The organism is Cupriavidus sp. 94F1, from assembly GCF_057798875.1.
This window is the reverse complement of the sequence record NZ_JBYOJT010000002.1, coordinates 613583-628905: the sequence shown is the minus strand read 5'-3', so window position 1 is coordinate 628905 and position 15323 is coordinate 613583. Positions and strand designations below refer to the sequence as shown.

The following is a 15323-nucleotide window of genomic DNA, read 5'->3' as shown; positions in this document are numbered from 1 at the left end:
AGGAACGCTAGGAGCGGAAAAGCCGGGAATACTGGGTCTCATGTCGCGCGGACAGCAGGCCCAGCATCGGAGAAAACGTGGAAAGCTGCGGCGGGTCGGCATCGGCGCGACGGGCCGCCTCTTCCACGGTGTCGAGCACATGGCGGTGCAGGCCGCGCAGGATCTGCTGGCCGGCCACCTGGCCCAGCGGCACCGCCTTGAGCGCGGCGGCCACCTGGTTTTCGGCCCAGTTGAAGGCGTAGGCGGCCAGCCCTTCGCGGGCATCGATATCCAGCGCCACGCACGCCGCGGCAAAGGCCGTGGGCAGGCACAGCGGCGACAGGCTGCGCAGGGTGTCGCGCAGCGCCGCATCGCCCCATTCCATCTGGCCGATCAGCCTGGCCAGCGACCAGCCCATCTGCTCGGTTTCGAGCCGCAATTCGGACGTTTCCCGGGTCACGTGGAACCAGTCGTTCCAGCGGGCGACCGCGGCCGCGTCCTGCTGCCGCCAGGCACGATGCAGCAGCAGCCAGACCGGCGCCTCGCATTGGGCCTGCACCTGCACGAGGTTGTCGCGAATCCAGTGCTCGGCCGTGCCGGCGTCACTGACCAGCCCGCAATCGATGGCCGCCTCCAGCCCCTGCGAATAGCTGAACCCGCCAATGGGCAACGCCGGCGATGCCAGGTGCAGCAGCGATATCAGTTGGGGGAGCGCGGTCATGACCAATGGCTCCGATTGCACGTTGCCGGCAACGTGGCGGGCTCGCCCTCTCCCCCAGCCCCTCTCCCGCAGGCGGGAGAGGGGAGAACACCGACTGCATTTGCTGCGCTGGTGGGAGAGGGAGCCAGCGGTTCGACCAGCCCATTGACGAGAGCAGCTTGACGAATGGCTTCCAGCACACCCTCGATCTGATCGTGGATCTCGTTGTTCCAGAAGCGGAGCACGGTGTAGCCCTGTTCCCGCAACCAGATATCGCGATCGACATCTCGAAGCGAGCCGTGCTGACCACCGTCGGCCTCGACGATCAGTTTGTGCGCCATGCAGATGAAATCGGCAATATACGGGCCGACTGGCTTCTGACGTTTGAATTTCAGGCCCAGGAAACGGCGGGCACGCAGGAAGTACCACAGGCGCTCTTCAGCTGCGGTTTGATGCGAACGTAGCTGTTTCGCGAATTCGTGGTGGGTCAGCCGCCTGCCCTCTCCCCCAGCCCCTCTCCCGCTGGCGGGAGAGGGGAGAGAACCAGCGGCATTTGCCACCTCGGTGGTGGTCTCCGCATTCCCGCACGCAGGAGAGGGGAGAAAACCCGCGGCATTTGCCACCTCGGTGGTGGTCTCCCCTCTCCCGCGCGCGGGAGAGGGGTCGGGGGAGAGGGCAAGCGCCTGATTCACGATGCCATCCGGTTAATGCTTGTGCCCGCAGTGCTCATCATGCACGTGGCCGTGGTCATGGTCGTGCGAATGACCGTGGTCGTGACCGTGACCATGCGCATGCCCGTGATGCTCGTGGAACACCGCCTGGGCCGCCGCGTAGTCTTCGGCGAACGTCGCGTCATGGCCGTGCTTGTGGCCGCCGCCGTAGGCGCCCGCTTCTGGCTCGAATGGCTGTTCGGCGCGCGCGATCTGCACGCCCAGGCGCGTCAGCATGTCGGCCAGCACCGGATCGTATTCCAGGCGCAGGTAGTCGCGCCCCACTTCCACTGGCGTGTGGCGGTTGCCCAGGTGATACGCGGCGCGCATCAGGGCCAGCGGGTCGGTGGCCGTCACCTGCAGCACCGATTCCGGCGCGGCCTGCACCTCGACGAAGGTGCCGTCTTCGGCCACCAGCAGGTCGCCGCCGCGCAGCACGGTGCCGCGCGGCAGGAACAGCGCCGCTTCGGCGCCGTTGTCGAGCGCCGCGCGCAGGCGGCTCTTGCTGCGGTCGCCGAACGGCAGGACCAGCTTGGGGGCGCGCCGCACCAGCACCGGTGCGATACCGTGCGGCGCGGGCAGGACTTTGTCGATCTTGATCACGGCTTCAGCTTCAGAACAGGAAGTAGCGTTGCGCCATCGGCAGCACCGTGGCGGGCTCGCACATCAGCAACTGGCCGTCGGCCACCACCTGGTAGGTCTCGGGGTCCACGGTCACGTGCGGCTGCCAGTCATTGTGAACCATGTCGCGCTTGTTGACCGAGCGGCATCCGCGCACGGCGGCCAGCGTCTTGGCCAGACCGTAGCGCCCGCCCACATCGGCCGCCAGTGCGGCCTGCGAGACAAAGGTCAGCGACGACTTCGGCAGCGCCCCGCCGGCCGACGCGAACATGGGCCGGTAATGCACCGGCTGCGGCGTCGGGATCGACGCATTGGGGTCGCCCATGGCCGCCGCCGCGATCATGCCGCCCTTCATGATCAGGCTCGGCTTCACACCGAAGAACGCCGGCTTCCACAGCACCAGGTCGGCCCACTTGCCCACTTCGATCGAGCCCACCTCGTGCGCGATGCCGTGCGTCAGGGCCGGGTTGATCGTGTACTTGGCGATATAGCGCCGCACGCGGAAATTATCGTGGCCACCGCGCGCGTCGTGCGGATCGCCGGGCAGCTTGCCGCGCTGGGCTGCCATCTTGTGCGCGGTCTGCCAGGTGCGGATGATGACCTCGCCCACGCGGCCCATGGCCTGGGAATCGCTGGAAATCATCGAGAACGCGCCCAGGTCGTGCAGGATGTCCTCGGCGGCGATGGTCTCGCGCCGGATGCGCGACTCGGCGAACGCAATGTCCTCGGCGATGGCCGGGTCCAGGTGATGGCAGACCATCAGCATGTCCAGGTGCTCGTCCAGCGTGTTCACCGTGTACGGCCGCGTGGGATTGGTCGACGACGGCAGCACGTTCGATTCCCCGCACACCTTGATGATGTCCGGCGCATGGCCGCCGCCCGCGCCCTCGGTGTGGTACGTATGGATCGTGCGGCCCTTGAACGCGGCGATGGTCGCCTCGACGAAGCCGCCCTCGTTCAGCGTATCGGTGTGGATGGCCACCTGCGTGTCGGTATCGTCGGCCACGGACAGGCAGGTGTCGATGGCCTGCGGCGTGGTGCCCCAGTCCTCGTGCAGCTTCAGGCCGATGGCCCCCGCTTGCACCTGCTCGGTCAGCGGCGCCGGCTGGCTGGCGTTGCCCTTGCCCAGGAAGCCGATATTCATCGGGTAGGCATCGGCGGCCTGCAGCATGCGCTCCATGTACCACGGTCCCGGCGTGACGGTGGTGGCGAAGGTGCCCGTGGCCGGGCCGGTGCCACCGCCGATCATCGTGGTCACGCCGCTCATCAGCGCCTCGTCGATCTGCTGCGGGCAGATGAAGTGGATGTGCGTGTCGATGCCGCCCGCCGTGACGATCATGCCCTCGCCCGCGATCACCTCGGTGCCAGGGCCCACGACGATGGTCACGCCCGGCTGGATGTCCGGGTTTCCGGCCTTGCCGATACCCGCGATGCGGCCGTGCTTGAGGCCGATGTCGGCCTTGACGATGCCCCAGTGGTCGATGATCAGCGCGTTGGTGATGACGGTGTCCACGCAATCCTTAGACATGCGCTGGCTCTGGCCCATGCCGTCGCGAATCACCTTGCCGCCGCCGAACTTCACCTCCTCGCCATAGATCGTGAAGTCCTTTTCCACCTCGATGACCAGGCCGGTATCGGCCAGCCGCAGGCGATCGCCGGTGGTGGGGCCGAACATCTCGGCGTAGGCCTGCCGTGAAATCTTCACGCTCATCACAGTGCTCCCATGATCTTGCCGTTGAAGCCGTAGACGATGCGGTCGCCATCGAGCGCCACCAGCTGCACCGTGCGCGACTGGCCCGGCTCGAAGCGCACCGCCGTGCCGGCCGCGATGTCGAGCCGGAAGCCGCGCGCGGCTTCGCGGTCGAACGACAGCGCCGCATTGGTTTCGTAGAAGTGGAAGTGCGACCCTACCTGCACCGGCCGGTCGCCCGTATTGGCCACGGTCACGCTGACCGTGGCGCGGCCCGCGTTCAGTTCGATCTCGCCGTCCAGCGGCATCAGTTCACCGGGAATCATCGCCTGGCTCCTTTGCGAACGTCAGGCCACCAGCAGGCCAACGCCATACAGCGCCACGCCCGCCCCGGCCACGCGTGCCATCCAGCCCGCATGGCGACGCAGGAACGCGCCAACGCCAATACCCATCACATGCAGCGTCATCGTGCTGACGGCAAAGCCGCCCACATAGGCCAGCACGCCGGGCAGCGCCGCCGCGGTGGCCGGCAGCTCCGCACCGTGCGCGTAGCCGTGGAACAGCGCAAAGCCGCCGACGATGGCCATGCCGGACAGCGCCGGCAGCTTCGCACGCATCGCCACCAGCAGGCCGATCACGAGCAGCGAGACCGCGATCATCGGCTCCACGGCCGGCAGCGTCACCCCGGCCAGCCCCAGCGCGGCGCCCACCAGCATCATCGCGACGAAGGCCAGCGGCAGGCGCAGCATGTCCAGCTTCGACGCCCCCTGGCCGAAGGCACCGTTCGGCGTGGCGATCAGTGCGCTCCAGACTCCAACGGCGGCCATCGCCAGCAGGTGGTCGGCACCGGTGAACGGGTGGGCCAGGCCGGCGAACAGGCTGGCGCCGACCGTGGCGGCGTCGTGGCCGGGGTGGGCGAAGGCGGAGACGGCGGCCAGCGAGAGCGTGGCGCCGGTCATGACGCGGGCGAAAGTCGGGCGTTGCATAGGGTTGGTCCTCTTCTTGTTGAGCGTTCGGTTCGGGCGATGGGCCGGGATGGGCCGGGGATGGGCCGGGGATGGGCTTCAGACGATCGGGTGGTGCACGGTGACCAGCTTGGTGCCGTCCGGGAACGTGGCTTCCACCTGGATTTCCGGAATCATCTCGGCCACGCCGTCCATGACGTCCTCGCGGCGCAGCACCGTGGTGCCTTCGTGCATCAGTTCGGCCACGGTGCGGCCATCCCGCGCGCCTTCCATGATGGCGGCGGTGATCAGCGCCACCGACTCGGGGTAGTTGAGCTTGAGCCCGCGCGCCCGGCGGCGCTCGGCCAGCAGGGCGGCGGTGAAGATCAGCAGCTTGTCTTTCTCGCGCGGCGTCAGTTCCATGTTGGCTTTTCCGTTCTGGTGTTCTTGTTGGCGTTCTTGCTGGCGTTCTTGTTGATGTGCCGTCAGGTGGCCCAGAGCCGCAGGGGCCGGGCCGGCACGCCGTGGATCGGCATGCGCAGGGTATTCCAGCAATCGATCATCAGGTGGCGCACCGCCTCCATGTCGCGGCCCAGCACGCGGACCAGCAGCATCGACTGGCTTGCCGGTTGCCCACGGCCTGCCAGGCAGGTCACGCCGGCCCGGAGGTCCGGGCGATACGGCAACCGTTCGGCCAGCGATTCGGCCAGTTCCTGCGTGGCGCCCTGCCCCACGGCCCACAGCGTGGCCAGGATGGGCAGGCCGTCCATGCCGGCCAGCGCGCCGCGCAATGGCGAGCCGGCGTCGAGAAGCGATTGCTCGATCCACAGCGCACCGTCCAGGCCGGCAATACGTGTATCGAGCCGCAGCGAACCGCGCACCCAATGCTCGCCCGAAGCCAGCCGGCCCAGCACCACGGCGTCCCAGCCGATGGCGCTGCCGCCGGGCGCCACCACCACGTCGGTGGCAATGCGCGCCCGGGCATCGTCGAACACGATGTTCTCCTGCGGCAGCCAGTCCAGCCGGGCCCCTTCGGCCACTTCGATACGCACCTGCTGCGCCGCGTCGCGGCCCTGCGACTTGTACCACTTGGTGGCGCCCGGCGTCGCCAGCACGGCGTGCGCGCCGGCTTCCACGGCGATGTCGATATCGAGCAGATCACCCCCTGCCACGCCGGCCGGCGGGTGCAGCACCACGCCATGACAGATGGCCCCTTCGGGGTAGAGCGGCTTCTGCACGCGCAACGGCCCCTCGTGCCGGCGCTCGACCATGGCGGTGCGGCCCGCGCGGTCTGCAAAGCGCAGGCGCAGGCTGGCGTGCCATCCAGCAGGCATGGCGAGTGACGAAGGAAAATCCGGATGACGCATGATGAAGAAGGCAGGCGCGGGCGCGCGCGGAGGTATCCCACGGATCATAGCGCGCGGCCGCCGTCACCGGAAGGCGCGGCAACGCGCGTGCCGTCGGCGGGGCATCACACCGCGATCAGTTCCCGCACGCCGTCCTGTTCCATCGTCGCCCCCGCGCCCTTGGCCACCACTTCGCCCCGGCTCATCACCACGTAATGATCGGCCAGATGGCGCGCGAATTCGTAGTACTGCTCCACCAGCAGCACGGTCATGCCGAATTCGTCCACCAGCAGGCGCAGCGCGCGGCCGATGTCCTGGATGATCGACGGCTGGATGCCCTCGGTCGGCTCGTCAAGAATCAGCAGCTGAGGCTCGCTCATCAGCGCGCGGCCGATGGCCAGCTGTTGCTGCTGCCCGCCCGACAGGTCGCCGCCCCGGCGCTGGCGCATCGTGCGCAGCACGGGAAACAGCTCGTAGATGCGGTCGGGTACGCCGGCCGGCTTGCCCCGGCTGGCGGCGCCGATCAGCAGGTTTTCCTCGACGCTCAGGCGCGGAAAGATCTCCCGGCCCTGCGGCACGTAGGCCAGCCCGGCCGATACGCGCTCATAGGGCGCCTTCTTCTCCAGCGCCTTGCCGTCCCAGCTGACGCTGCCGCTGCGCGTGGGCACCACGCCCATCAGGCATTTGAGCAGCGTGCTCTTGCCCACGCCGTTGCGGCCCAGCAGCGTCGTCAGCTTGCCGTGCGGCACCTCGAACGACACATCGCGCAGGATGTGGCTGCCGCCGTAAAACTGGTTCAGTGCATTGACCTGCAGCATGGTTATCTTCCCAGGTAGGATTCGATCACGCGCTCGTCGCGCTTGACGGCGTCGAGGGTGCCCTCGGCCAGCAAACTGCCTTCGGCCAGCACCGTCACCCGGCCGGCATCGCCCGCCAGCGCGGCCACGAACTCCATGTCGTGCTCCACGACCATCATCGAGCAGCTGCCGCGCAGGCTGTTGAGCAGCGCCGCCAGTTGCATGGTTTCCTCGTCGGTCATGCCGGCCACGGGCTCATCGAGCAGCAGCAGCTGCGGCTGCTGCATCAGCAGCATGCCGATCTCCAGCCGCTGCTTCTGGCCGTGCGACAGCAGGCCGGCGGGCCGGTAGGCCTCGTCCTCCAGGCCCGTCAGCGCCAGGGTTTCCTCGATCCGGCGGTGTCCTTCGCCGGTCAGCCGCGCCCGCAGCGACGACCACCAGCGCTTGTCGGCCTTCATCGCCAGTTCCAGGTTCTCCCATACCGCGTGCTGCTCGAACACGGTGGGCTTCTGGAACTTGCGGCCGATGCCGGTCTGGGCGATCTTCGGCTCGGTCATCCGCATCAGGTCGATGGTCTGGCCGAGGAACACGCGTCCCGTGACGTTCGCGTTGCGCGGCCCGGTCTTGCCGGTGATGACGTCCATCATGGTCGTCTTGCCGGCGCCGTTCGGGCCGATCACGCAGCGCAGTTCGCCATGGTCTATCGACAGCGACAGCTTGTTCAGCGCGCGGAAGCCGTCGAACTGCACGGTCAGGTCCTCGATATAGAGGATGGGCCCGTGCGTGGTGTCGATGACACCGGGTTCGACGATGCGGCCCAGGCCGGTGGCGTCTCCGCTCTCTGCCTGTTGCAGTCCCAGCGCGGCGTTCATGCGTTGCTCCCTTGTTGCGGCGCCACCGCCGCTTCATCGGTGGCCGCCTCGATCTTTTCCGCGGCGGTGCGCTGGCCCCGCAGGCGCCGCACCAGCCCCACCACGCCATCGGGCAGGTACAGCGTCACCAGCACGAACATCGCGCCGAGCAGGAACAGCCAGTACTCGGCAAAGTAGGCCGTGAACATGGTCTTGGCGCCGTTCACCAGGAACGCGCCGACGATGGGCCCGATCAGGGTGCCGCGGCCACCCACGGCAACCCATACGGCCATCTCGATCGAGTTCGCCGGCGACATCTCGCCCGGGTTGATGATGCCCACCTGCGGCACGTACAGCGCGCCCGCAATGCCGCACAGCACGGCCGAGAACGTCCAGACGAACAGCTTGTAGCCCAGCGGGTTGTAGCCCGAGAACATCACGCGCGTTTCGGCGTCGCGCACGGCGGTCACCACGCGGCCCAGCTTCGACGTGACGATGTAGCGGCACGCAACGAAGCCGGCCACCAGCGCCAGAAAGGTCAGCACGAACAGGGCGGCGCGGGTCTGCGGCGCGGCCACCGCGAAGCCGGCGATGCGCTTGAAGTCCGTGAAGCCGTTGTTGCCGCCGAATCCCGTCTCATTGCGGAAGAACAGCAGCATCGCGGCATAGGTCATGGCCTGCGTGATGATCGACAGGTACACGCCCTTGATGCGCGACCGGAACGCGAAGAAGCCGAACAGCCACGCCAGCACGCCGGGTACCAGCACCACCAGCAGCAGCGCATACGGCAGGTGCTCGGTGCCGTGCCAGAACCAAGGCAGTTCCTTCCAGTCCAGGAACACCATGAAGTCGGGCAGGTCGCTCTTGTAGACCCCCTCGCGGCCGATCGAGCGCATCAGGTACATGCCCATCGCATAGCCGCCCAGGGCGAAGAACAGGCCGTGGCCCAGGCTCAGGATGCCGCAGTAGCCCCACACCAGGTCCAGCGCGATGGCCGCCAGCGCAAAGCACATGATCTTGCCGAACAGCGTCAGCGCGTAGGCCGACAGGTGCAGCGGATGGGTCTCCGGCAGCACCAGCGCGCAGATGGGCACACCGATGGCCACGACCACGGTCAGCAGCACCAGCAGCGTCCATACGCGGCCCGAGAACAGCGGCTGGCGCTCCGGCACCGACAGCTTGAACGCCTTGCGGGATGAAGAGGAAAAGCTGCTCATGTCAGGCCTCCGCGCTGCGCCCCTTGAGCGCGAAAAGTCCCTGCGGCCGCTTCTGGATGAACAGCACGATCAGCACGAGGACGAAGATCTTGGCCAGCACCGCGCCGTAGAACGGCTCGATGAACTTGTTGATGATGCCCAGGCCGAATGCCCCGACGATGGTGCCGGCCAGCTGCCCCACCCCGCCCAGCACCACGACCATGAACGAATCGATGATGTACGCCTGCCCCAGGTCGGGGCCCACATTGCCGATCTGCGACAGCGCGCAGCCGCCCAGCCCGGCAATGCCGGCGCCGAACGCAAACGCGTAGCTGTCCACCTTCCACGTGCGCACGCCCACGCAGGCCGCCATGGTGCGGTTCTGCGTCGTGGCGCGCACGAACAGGCCCAGACGGGTACGGTTCAGCACGGCCCACGCCACGGCCACCACGGCCAGCGCGAACAGGATGATGACCACGCGGTTGTACGGGATCACGAGCCCGGCCATCGCATCGAAGCCGCCGCTCATCCACACCGGATTGGCCACCTCCACGTTCTGCGCGCCGAAGATCGTGCGCACGGCCTGCATCAGCAGCAGGCTGATACCGAACGTGGCCAGCAGCGTTTCCAGCGGGCGGCCGTACAGATGCCGCAGCACGATCCGCTCCAGTGCGAAGCCAACCACGCCAGCCGCCAGGAACGAGGCCGGCAGCGCCGCCACCAGATACCAGTCGAACGCATTGGGCGCATAGGCGCGGAACAGCGTCTGCACCACGTACGTGGCATAGGCGCCAATCATCAGGAATTCGCCGTGCGCCATGTTGATGACGCCGATCAGGCCATACGTGATGGCCAGGCCCAGCGCCGCCAGCAGCAGCACGCTGCCCAGACTCAGGCCGGCGAACAGGTTGCCCAGCAGTTCGGCGCGGCGCTGTTCGCTGCGCATCTGGTCGATGGCCTGCTGGGCGGCCACGCGCACGCCCTCGTCGGCTTCCTTGTATTTGCCGGCATCGTCCTTTTCCATCAGCGGCATCAGCTTCTGGCGCGACTGCGGGTTGCTGTCGCTGCCCAGGATGCGGATGGCATCGAGCCGTGCGTCGCGAGGGGCCTCGGTGCCCTGGGCCAGTACGGTATTGGCCCAGATCACGTCCAGGCGGGCACGCAGCCCGGCATCGGCCTCGGCCTTGCGGGCGGCCTCGACCGCCTCGCGCGACGCGTTCCCGGGCTGGTCGAGCAGCGTGTTGATGGCCTGCGTGCGTACCGCGATGTCCGGCGACTGCAGCAGCAGGCTGCTGGCGGCGCTGTCGACGATGGTGCGCAGGCTGTTGTTCAGCGTCAGCGATTCCAGCGCGTCGCTCTTCACGGCGACGGGCTTGCCGCTGATGGCATCGAGATACTTGTCACCCTCCTGGCGCACCATGCCGACCGATGGCTCGTACTGCAGCGCATCGTCCTGCAGTGCCTTCAGGATCGGACCGGCCTGTTCGGCCGGCGCCTGCGTGACTTTGGCAAGCGCGGCGGTCTTGGCGTCGAAGTCGTCCTCGGCCAGCGGCTTCAGGTCGGCCTGCGTGAGCGGCGTGGCGGCCCAGAGCGGGGCAGCAGCCAGCAGCAACGCGGCGAGCATGGCGCGCAGCCACGAGCGGATATTGGGTCGGTGCATTCAGGAGCCTGGTTCGCGCGATGGATCGCGTCTAGTATTGTTCTTGTCCTTGCTCCCCTCTCCCGCCTGCGGGAGAGGGGCCGGGGGTGAGGGCACGGCAGGTCAAATCGCCGCACTCGCATCTTGAGAGGTTTTACCCTCGCCCCCACCCCTCTCCCACTGCATGGGAGAGGGGAGCGCATAACAACGGTCGGCAGCGCTTAGTTTCCGCCGACCTTGTCGGCCTTGCCTTCGTTACCCGCGATGAACGGGCTCCACGGCTGCGCACGGATCGGCTTCGGCGTTTTCCAGACCACGTTGAACTGGCCGTCGCCCTTCACTTCGCCGATCATCACGGGCTTGTACAGGTGATGGTTGTCGCCCATGGTCAGCGTGAAGCCGTCCGGCGCCTTGAAGGTCTGGCCGTACATGGCGGCGCGCACCTTGTCCACGTCGGTGGTGCCGGCCTTCTTCACGGCCTGGGCCCACATGTGGATACCGACGTAGGTGGCTTCCATCGGGTCGTTGGTCACGCGCTTGTCGCCGCCGGGCAGGTTGTTGGCCTTGACCCATGCCGCCCACTGCTTCTTGAACGCGTCGTTCTCGCCGTTCTTGACCGACATGAAGTAGTTCCAGGCGGCCAGGTGGCCCACCAGCGGCTTGGTGTCGATGCCGCGCAGTTCTTCCTCGCCCACCGAGAAGGCCACCACCGGCACGTCCTTGGCCTTCAGGCCGGCGTTGCCCAGTTCCTTGTAGAACGGCACGTTGGAGTCGCCGTTGATCGTCGAGATCACGGCCGTCTTGCCGCCCTGCGAGAACTTCTTGATGTTGGCGACGATGGTCTGGTAGTCGCTATGGCCAAACGGGGTGTAGACCTCTTCGATGTCCTTGTCGGCCACGCCCTTGCTCTTCAGGAACGCGCGCAGGATCTTGTTGGTGGTGCGCGGATACACGTAGTCGGTGCCCAGCAGGAAGAAGCGCTTGGCGCCGCCGCCCTCCTTGCTCATCAGGTATTCCACGGCCGGGATGGCCTGCTGGTTCGGCGCGGCACCCGTGTAGAACACGTTCTTGGACATTTCCTCGCCTTCGTACTGCACCGGGTAGAACAGCAACGCGTTGGTCTCTTCATAGACCGGCAGCACCGACTTGCGCGACACGGACGTCCAGCAGCCGAACGTCACGGCTACCTTGTCCTTGGTGATCAGCTGGCGGGCCTTCTCGGCGAACAGCGGCCAGTTGGAAGCGGGGTCGACCACCACGGGCTCGAGCTTGCGGCCCAGCACGCCGCCGCTCTTGTTGATCTCGTCGATCGTCATCAGCGCCACGTCCTTGAGCGAAGTCTCGGAGATGGCCATGGTGCCCGACAGCGAATGCAGGATGCCGACCTTGATCGGTTCCTTCGTCTGCGCCATCAGCGGGCTGGTACCGATCATCGCCGCGGCGGCTACTGCCGACAGCTTCAGCATGTCACGTCGTTTCATTGCAGCTCCCATTCTGTCCAATTTGTCGTATGTGGTCAGGGACTACGCACCCCGGGTAACGCTTCTGCAACTTGCGTGCCAAGCCCGGCAACGACCGCAAACCGTTGCCAGGCAACGGCGGCGAGACAAATCGGATGGGACGGAGCAGGGGCGCACCAGTAAGGTGCCGGGCGGGCGAAGGGGCAGGAACGGACGCATGCACCGGCGACGTGCATCGGCCCGATGCGGTGCACGGCTGGAAGGGGATCGGTGCGCGGCGCACCAGCGGCAAGATTTCGGATGGGAGGCCCACGGCCCCACCCTCCCGCCGCGGCCTGAAGCGGCCGGGGAAAAATGCAATAAAAAACGGGGCCGCAGGGGCCCCGTTTCTTCAGATACCGGTGACGACGGTCACTTGCTCATCCACGGCATCATGTTGGCGTTCATGTTGTGCATGATCCAGAGCGAGCCGGCCAGCACGATGAACAGGATCAGGACGGTGAACAGCAGTGCCATCACGTTCCACTTCTGGCCATCCGAGCCGTCCAGGTGCAGGAAGTACTTCAGGTGCACGATGATCTGCACCACGGCCATGCCCAGGATGATCCAGAGCGTGGTGGCGCGGTCGATCGAGCCGTCCATCACGATCTTGAACGGGATCACGGTCAGGATCACCGCCAGCACGAAGCCGATCACATACGACTTGACGCTGCTGTGGCCATGCGACGCGCCATGGGCGGCGCTTGCGTGTTGCTGTGCCATTTACATTGCTCCCATCAGGTAGACCACGGTGAACACACCGATCCAGACCACGTCCAGGAAGTGCCAGAACAGGCTGAGGCAGTTCAGGCGCTTGGCCACGGCCGGGGTCAGGCCCTTCTTCGACAGCTGGTACATCAGCACGAGCATCCACAGCATGCCGCTTGCCACGTGCAGGCCGTGGGTGCCCACGAGCGTGAAGAACGACGACAGGAAGGCGCTGCGGCTCGGGCCGGCACCTTCATGGATCAGGTGCGCGAACTCGTTGATTTCCATCGCCATGAAGCCTGCGCCCAGCAGGAACGTCACGGCCAGCCAGAACATCACGCGGCCGCGCTGCTGGTTCTGCATCGACATCATGGCAAAGCCGTAGGTGATCGACGAGAACAGCAGGATTGCCGTTTCCACGAGCACGTAGTTGAGCTCGAACAGCTCCTTGCCCGACGGGCCACCCGCCACTTCGCCGCGCAGGACGGCGAACGCGGCGAACAGGCACGCGAACAGGATGCAGTCGCTCATCAGGTACAGCCAGAAACCGAAGATGGTGTTCTCGCTGGTGTCGTGATGGGCGTGGTCATGCGACTCGTCGTGCGAGTGCGCATGCGCGGGGGCTTGCGCCCCAAAGCGGTCAAGAACTTCTGTCGACATCGTTATCAGCCCTGTGCAGCCACACGCTGCTGGTAGCGGGTTTCGATCTGCTCGACCTCGGCGGCCGGCACGTAGTAGTCGATGTGGTCATCGTTGGCGCGACGGATGAACGCCACCACCATGCCGACCAGGCCAACGGCGGCAAGCCACCAGATGTGCCAGATCAGCGCGAAGCCCAGCGCCAGGCTCCAGGCACCCATGTAGAAGCCGGCAGCCGTGTTCTTCGGCATGTGGATCTGCTCGAAGCCACTGGTCGGCAGCTTCTCGCCACGGGCCTTCATGTCGGCGAACGCGTCCAGGTCACGCACCACCGGGGTGTGCGCGAAGTTGTAGAACGGCGGCGGCGACGACGTGGCCCATTCCAGCGTACGGCCACCCCACGGGTCGCCCGTCACGTCGGCCAGCTTCTTGCGGTCGCGGATCGACACGACGATCTGCAGCACCTGGAAGAAGATGCCCAGTGCCACGAAAACCACGCCCACCACGGCCAGATGCAGCCACGGCGTCCATTCCGGGTTGTTCGTGTGGTTCAGACGACGGGTCATGCCCATCAGGCCCAGCACGTACAGCGGCATGAAGGCGAAGTAGAAACCGACGATCCAGCACCAGAACGCGCACTTGCCCAGACGCTCGTTCAGCTTGAAGCCGAACGCCTTCGGCCACCAGTAGGTGATGCCGGCCAGGTAGCCGAACAGCACGCCGCCGATGATCACGTTGTGGAAGTGGGCAATCAGGAACAGACTGTTATGCAGCACGAAGTCCGCTGCGGGCACGGCCATCAGCACGCCGGTCATGCCGCCGATCACGAACGTGATCATGAAGCCCAGCGTCCACAGCACCGGCGACGTGAACTGCACGCGGCCACGGTACATCGTGAACAGCCAGTTGAAGATCTTCACGCCCGTCGGGATCGAGATGATCATCGTCGTGATGCCGAAGAACGCGTTCACGTTGGCGCCGGAGCCCATCGTGAAGAAGTGGTGCAGCCACACGATGAACGACAGCACCATGATCGCGCTCGTTGCATAAACCATCGACTTGTAGCCGAACAGCTTCTTGCCCGAGAACGTGGCGATGATTTCCGAGAAGATACCGAATGCCGGCAGCACCAGGATGTAGACCTCGGGGTGGCCCCAGATCCAGATCAGGTTCACGTACATCATGGCGTTGCCGCCGCCGTCGTTCGTGAAGAAGTGCATGTCGAAGTAACGGTCCAGACCCAGCAGGGCCAGCGACACCGTCAGCACCGGGAAGGCGGCCACGATCAGCACGTTGGTGCAGAAGACCGTCCACGTGAACACCGGCATGCGCATCAGGGTCATGCCCGGGGCGCGCATCTTCAGGATCGTCACCAGGAAGTTCACGCCGGTCAGCAGCGTGCCCAACCCTGAAATCTGCAAGGACCAGAGGTAGTAGTCCACCCCCACGCCCGGGCTGTAGTCCAGGCCCGACAGCGGCGGATAGGCCAGCCAGCCCGTACGCGCGAATTCGCCAACCCCCAGCGAGATGTTGACCAGCAGCGCGCCGGCCACGAACAGCCAGAAGCTCAGCGTGTTCAGGAACGGGAACGCCACGTCGCGCGCGCCGATCTGCAGCGGCACCACGAGGTTCATCAGGCCCGTCATCAGCGGCATGGCCACGAAGAAGATCATGATCACGCCGTGGGCCGTGAACACCTGGTCATAGTGCTCGGGCGGCAGGAAGCCGGTGGCGCCGTTGGTGGCAACCGCCAGCTGGGTACGCATCATGATGGCGTCGGCAAAGCCGCGCAGCAGCATGATCAGCGCCACCAGCGAGTACATCACGCCGATGCGCTTGTGGTCGACCGAAGTGATCCATTCGACCCACAGGTAGTTCCACTTCTTGAAATACGTGATCGCGCCGAGCAGCCCCAGCCCGCCAAGGGCCACGCAGCTCAGCGTGATCATGATGATCGGCTCATGAAACGGAATCGCCGACAAACTCAATTTGCCAAACATCATT

Annotated in this window: 16 protein-coding genes; all 16 read right to left on the bottom strand. The window is 66.2% G+C overall.

Annotated elements, in window-relative coordinates; all coding sequences use genetic code 11:
* Nucleotides 1–7: 7 nt before the first annotated feature.
* Nucleotides 8–700: an urease accessory protein UreF gene (locus AC3FJ6_RS07005; protein WP_488771244.1), complete on the bottom strand. Its 693-nt coding sequence runs from the start codon at nucleotides 698–700 to the stop codon at nucleotides 8–10.
* On the bottom strand, nucleotides 697–1239 hold the full coding sequence (locus tag AC3FJ6_RS07000; RefSeq protein ID WP_488771368.1) for an endonuclease domain-containing protein: 543 nt from the start codon (nucleotides 1237–1239) through the stop codon (nucleotides 697–699). Before AC3FJ6_RS07000 ends, AC3FJ6_RS07005 begins: the two co-directional genes overlap by 4 nt.
* A gap of 144 nt (nucleotides 1240–1383) precedes the next feature.
* On the bottom strand, nucleotides 1384–1992 hold the full coding sequence (gene ureE, locus AC3FJ6_RS06995) for an urease accessory protein UreE (protein WP_488771243.1): 609 nt from the start codon (nucleotides 1990–1992) through the stop codon (nucleotides 1384–1386).
* Between the two features lie 10 nt (nucleotides 1993–2002).
* Nucleotides 2003–3721: an urease subunit alpha gene (gene ureC / locus AC3FJ6_RS06990; RefSeq protein WP_488771242.1), complete on the bottom strand. Its 1719-nt coding sequence runs from the start codon at nucleotides 3719–3721 to the stop codon at nucleotides 2003–2005.
* Nucleotides 3721–4026, bottom strand: a complete 306-nt coding sequence (locus AC3FJ6_RS06985; protein WP_092594635.1) for an urease subunit beta — start codon at nucleotides 4024–4026, stop codon at nucleotides 3721–3723. Before AC3FJ6_RS06985 ends, ureC begins: the two co-directional genes overlap by 1 nt.
* 21 nt (nucleotides 4027–4047) lie before the next feature.
* Nucleotides 4048–4686 (bottom strand): HupE/UreJ family protein, encoded by a 639-nt coding sequence (locus tag AC3FJ6_RS06980; RefSeq protein WP_488771241.1) that lies wholly within the window; start codon nucleotides 4684–4686, stop codon nucleotides 4048–4050.
* Between the two features lie 78 nt (nucleotides 4687–4764).
* The gene (locus AC3FJ6_RS06975) at nucleotides 4765–5067 is read right to left on the bottom strand and encodes an urease subunit gamma (protein ID WP_092594639.1); all 303 of its coding nucleotides are present in this window, start codon (nucleotides 5065–5067) and stop codon (nucleotides 4765–4767) included.
* A 62-nt stretch (nucleotides 5068–5129) separates the two neighbouring features.
* Entirely contained in the window at nucleotides 5130–6011 is an 882-nt protein-coding gene (locus tag AC3FJ6_RS06970; RefSeq protein WP_488771240.1) for an urease accessory protein UreD, read from the bottom strand.
* A gap of 104 nt (nucleotides 6012–6115) precedes the next feature.
* Nucleotides 6116–6808: an urea ABC transporter ATP-binding subunit UrtE gene (urtE, locus tag AC3FJ6_RS06965; protein WP_153947602.1), complete on the bottom strand. Its 693-nt coding sequence runs from the start codon at nucleotides 6806–6808 to the stop codon at nucleotides 6116–6118.
* A 2-nt stretch (nucleotides 6809–6810) separates the two neighbouring features.
* Entirely contained in the window at nucleotides 6811–7659 is an 849-nt protein-coding gene (gene urtD, locus AC3FJ6_RS06960; protein ID WP_092594643.1) for an urea ABC transporter ATP-binding protein UrtD, read from the bottom strand.
* Nucleotides 7656–8855 carry an urea ABC transporter permease subunit UrtC gene (gene urtC, locus AC3FJ6_RS06955; RefSeq protein WP_488771239.1) on the bottom strand — a complete coding sequence of 400 codons (1200 nt, stop codon included), beginning with the start codon at nucleotides 8853–8855 and terminating at the stop codon, nucleotides 7656–7658. Before urtC ends, urtD begins: the two co-directional genes overlap by 4 nt.
* A 1-nt stretch (nucleotide 8856) precedes the next feature.
* On the bottom strand, nucleotides 8857–10494 hold the full coding sequence (gene urtB, locus AC3FJ6_RS06950; protein WP_488771237.1) for an urea ABC transporter permease subunit UrtB: 1638 nt from the start codon (nucleotides 10492–10494) through the stop codon (nucleotides 8857–8859).
* A gap of 200 nt (nucleotides 10495–10694) precedes the next feature.
* Nucleotides 10695–11954 (bottom strand): urea ABC transporter substrate-binding protein, encoded by a 1260-nt coding sequence (gene urtA / locus AC3FJ6_RS06945; RefSeq protein WP_400391175.1) that lies wholly within the window; start codon nucleotides 11952–11954, stop codon nucleotides 10695–10697.
* A gap of 390 nt (nucleotides 11955–12344) precedes the next feature.
* The gene (cyoD, locus tag AC3FJ6_RS06940; RefSeq protein WP_092594651.1) at nucleotides 12345–12695 is read right to left on the bottom strand and encodes a cytochrome o ubiquinol oxidase subunit IV; all 351 of its coding nucleotides are present in this window, start codon (nucleotides 12693–12695) and stop codon (nucleotides 12345–12347) included.
* Nucleotides 12696–13340, bottom strand: coding sequence for a cytochrome o ubiquinol oxidase subunit III (cyoC, locus tag AC3FJ6_RS06935; protein WP_488771236.1), 645 nt, complete (start codon nucleotides 13338–13340; stop codon nucleotides 12696–12698).
* Nucleotides 13341–13345: 5 nt separating this feature from the next.
* Entirely contained in the window at nucleotides 13346–15319 is a 1974-nt protein-coding gene (gene cyoB / locus AC3FJ6_RS06930; protein ID WP_092594655.1) for a cytochrome o ubiquinol oxidase subunit I, read from the bottom strand.
* Nucleotides 15320–15323: the final 4 nt, after the last annotated feature.